Origin of the sequence: Psychromonas aquimarina ATCC BAA-1526 (genome assembly GCF_000428725.1) — a bacterium.
GTDB lineage: Bacteria > Pseudomonadota > Gammaproteobacteria > Enterobacterales > Psychromonadaceae > Psychromonas > Psychromonas aquimarina.
Genome location: NZ_AUAM01000111.1, coordinates 1 through 2,865, shown reverse-complemented (window position 1 = coordinate 2,865; position 2,865 = coordinate 1). Strand labels below are relative to the sequence as shown.

Annotated in this window: 7 protein-coding genes and 1 pseudogene; 6 read left to right on the top strand and 2 right to left on the bottom strand. The window is 40.6% G+C overall.

Annotated elements, in window-relative coordinates; all coding sequences use genetic code 11:
* The first annotated feature begins 188 nt into the window (after window positions 1-188).
* The 6 genes from G337_RS28965 to G337_RS27905 all read left to right on the top strand — a co-directional run bounded on the left by G337_RS28965 (window position 189) and on the right by G337_RS27905 (window position 2,077).
* Window positions 189-374: a hypothetical protein gene (locus tag G337_RS28965; RefSeq protein WP_037028117.1), complete on the top strand. Its 186-nt coding sequence runs from the start codon at window positions 189-191 to the stop codon at window positions 372-374.
* Entirely contained in the window at window positions 355-705 is a 351-nt protein-coding gene (locus G337_RS0119030) for a type II toxin-antitoxin system RelE/ParE family toxin (RefSeq protein WP_028865273.1), read from the top strand. Before G337_RS28965 ends, G337_RS0119030 begins: the two co-directional genes overlap by 20 nt.
* A 332-nt stretch (window positions 706-1,037) precedes the next feature.
* Complete coding sequence (locus G337_RS29635; RefSeq protein WP_028865272.1) at window positions 1,038-1,313, top strand: type II toxin-antitoxin system Phd/YefM family antitoxin; 276 nt, start codon at window positions 1,038-1,040, stop codon at window positions 1,311-1,313.
* Window positions 1,285-1,581: a Txe/YoeB family addiction module toxin gene (locus G337_RS0119020; protein WP_037028116.1), complete on the top strand. Its 297-nt coding sequence runs from the start codon at window positions 1,285-1,287 to the stop codon at window positions 1,579-1,581. Before G337_RS29635 ends, G337_RS0119020 begins: the two co-directional genes overlap by 29 nt.
* A gap of 116 nt (window positions 1,582-1,697) precedes the next feature.
* A complete protein-coding gene (locus G337_RS27910; RefSeq protein WP_028865270.1) occupies window positions 1,698-1,883 on the top strand; it encodes a S24/S26 family peptidase in 186 nt (61 codons plus the stop codon).
* Window positions 1,868-2,077 (top strand): LexA family transcriptional regulator, encoded by a 210-nt coding sequence (locus G337_RS27905; RefSeq protein WP_028865269.1) that lies wholly within the window; start codon window positions 1,868-1,870, stop codon window positions 2,075-2,077. Before G337_RS27910 ends, G337_RS27905 begins: the two co-directional genes overlap by 16 nt.
* Window positions 2,078-2,103: 26 nt before the next feature.
* Here the strand turns inward: G337_RS27905 and G337_RS26780 are convergent, their stop codons facing one another.
* A complete protein-coding gene (locus tag G337_RS26780; RefSeq protein WP_051303411.1) occupies window positions 2,104-2,691 on the bottom strand; it encodes a hypothetical protein in 588 nt (195 codons plus the stop codon).
* A gap of 70 nt (window positions 2,692-2,761) precedes the next feature.
* Window positions 2,762-2,865, bottom strand: a pseudogene (locus tag G337_RS29325) (IS5/IS1182 family transposase); the annotation flags it as partial.

The following is a 2,865-nucleotide window of genomic DNA, read 5'->3' as shown; positions in this document are numbered from 1 at the left end:
AAGTAGCTTAACGAACTTAACTAGGGTGACTGAATTCAGTTGACCAGGTCATTGAGTAACGATGATGATTTACCTTATGAATTTTCTCATTATCATACATCAACTAATTGTTTAAAAAATAGACTTAGTAGCAATTTCGAGGGGATGGGCGCAAAACCCCAATTACACAAAACGGCAAGCCTGCTTACGTGATCGAATCCATTGAGGAAAGAGAAAAACGTGATGAAGCTATTGCCCTATTAAAACTTGTTAGCTTCGCCAAAAGCGATGTGAAAGCAGGACGTGTAATGTCATCAAACTCTTTTAAGGAACGATTAGCTAAACGTAAATCCAACTTAAACGAGAATAATATTTATGCTGCAGACCACGATTAACTACACAGAAACGTTTGAAAATTCGACCGAACTCGCTATTGCGCACTTTACGCGATGGAATAGTGAGATTGATGTTATAGACAAAATTGAAGATACAATTAATACCTTTGAAAGCGCAGTAAGCAATAACCCTTTGATTTACCCTGTATCACAGAGCATCTTTGATATAGCTGGCATATCAAGTGTTCGAGAGGCGAATATAAACGGTTATAGATTACTATATGAAGTCGATGAACAGCCAGCCGGACGGGTTGTTACCGCTTTTATTTTGCTGGGGCAACTACAGTCCGTAAGAGAGCAGTTAACCAGACACTGCTTGATGTATCGGTAATCTATAAACACCCGCTTAACGGCGGGTTTCTTTTCTCTGCTGTTTGCTTTTTTCCTCCTGATCCGTTTCCCATGTGATTAAAAATCACCATAAAAACAGTTGTACAGCTTTTTTGTACAACTGTTGACTATTGTACAGTTAGGCTGTACAGTTATTTTGGGGTTAATAAAAAACTCTATTTTTATCTGCTGACTGGTAGCACTAGTAAATAAACTTGCGCCAGCTCGAATAAAATCTTAATAACGAAATACCAGTGGAGAGGCATATTTCACCCACAGAGTGAATTCTGGATAACAAATCAGAAGCTTAATAAGCACTGCCGAAAATACATTATGCAAACACAAACTTACACAGAAACCCGAGCCCATTTTAAGGCCGCGATTGAATCGGTAACAAATCACCATGAGCCGTTAATTATAACGAGCAAAAGTGATGATGTTATTTTAATGTCGAGAGAAGATTATGACAGCATGCAAGAGACAGTGTACTTGTTAAGCTCAATCAATAATTCAAAGCGTCTACAAGAATCAATTGCCCAACTAGATGAAGGCTCCTTAATGAAAATGGAGTTAAATAACGATGGCAATTACGAAGAAATCACTAGATAAAGAATTAGAAAAAAGCAAGCAAGTATTCTTCACCCCGCACGGTTGGGAGGATTACACCTCCTGGGCTGGTGATGCAAAGAAAATGCAAAGAATCAATGATTTAATTGATGCTGCCAAGTTGTCACCATTGGTTGGTATTGGAAAACCTGAACGACTCTCCGGTGACCTCAAGGGTTATTATTCCCGCAGAATTGACAGTGCCCACCGCCTTATTTATAAAATAATTGACGGTAACCTTTGTATTGTCTCTGCAAAATTTCATTATTAATGCTTCCCCGGTAACGGCTACGAGTATTTAACAAAGTGTGCCGATAATAAGTTTAATTTATTATCGGTTTACAGCCTTTTTCTCTGCAGTTCGTATCGAACAACCAGGAGCCGTACATGAAAGCAACCGGGAAACTCAACGGCTTTGAAAGCCCCGCCAAGGAATACGCACAAAAACCGCTGTCGCTCGATGAACTGCTGTTACCGCACCGGGGCGATACGTATTTAGTGGAAATGGACAGCGACACAATGACGGCGCCGGTATCTTTGAGCAGGATATTCCGGTTGTGGATGCCAGCCTGACCGCAGGTGATAATGATATTATTGTCTGTCAGCTGGATGACGAGATGTTGTGCTGTGTCTTTAACCGCTCGGCGCAGATTATCAGTCATCAGCGCATGACTAAGCAGATCACTGCGGATCATCATTTTCAGGTGTTCGGGGTGGTCACATCCTCAGTGCGCTGTCACCGCCCGGCCGCCGTTTTCTGCAAATAAGCCCCTGGCCGTTTCCAATATGGATTCTACGGTAATTCTGCCAATTTGGATTGATGCAATGTGAATGACTCAGAATAACCATATGTTTTGATAACACTCTCAACAATATCAAAGAACCAAGAAGGTGAATCGGGTGAAATGTAAACCTTGTCTATAAGTTCTCTTATATCAAGTTTTAAGTCTATGCCGACGTTTGGGTTCTTTTTTTCGAAGTCCAGCTTACCATTTTTTAAAATTGGAGTGCCATAATCCATAATTAGTCGCACTTCTTTTTCATGCTCGAAAGACATTCTTTTCATTGCAAGCGAAAAAGATACAGAGCCATATGGTGGTGACCACCCCGCATCATAGTCATGATATTTTACCATCCCAATTTCTACAGCCGGCGGTAAACAATTAATCAAGTTTTGGTAAGTTGTCTTAATTGCCACCGCTTCGTTACTTTTTGCGTAAAGCTTCCACATTGCTGCACTTTCATATTTATTGGCATGCCAACAATTTACATATTTCCATCTTCGAAAAAATTCAGTTGCCTGCTCAATACTTACCTCGGTAGTCGTTTCCTTAACCTTAATCTGCACATTGCCTGGGAAATTGTGGTTTTTGGACAGCATACCTTCGAATGGATCATCAAAAGCAGCTGCCAGCGTAAAATGTAAACACTCATTAGGGGCTGTTGATCTTTCACATTGGCAGCCAAATCATTGAACATGCGAGGGCAAGCATGCTTTCAAAGTGGATTTTCAATTTATCGTATCTTGTGGCAACCGCACGAAAATGTTTTAACC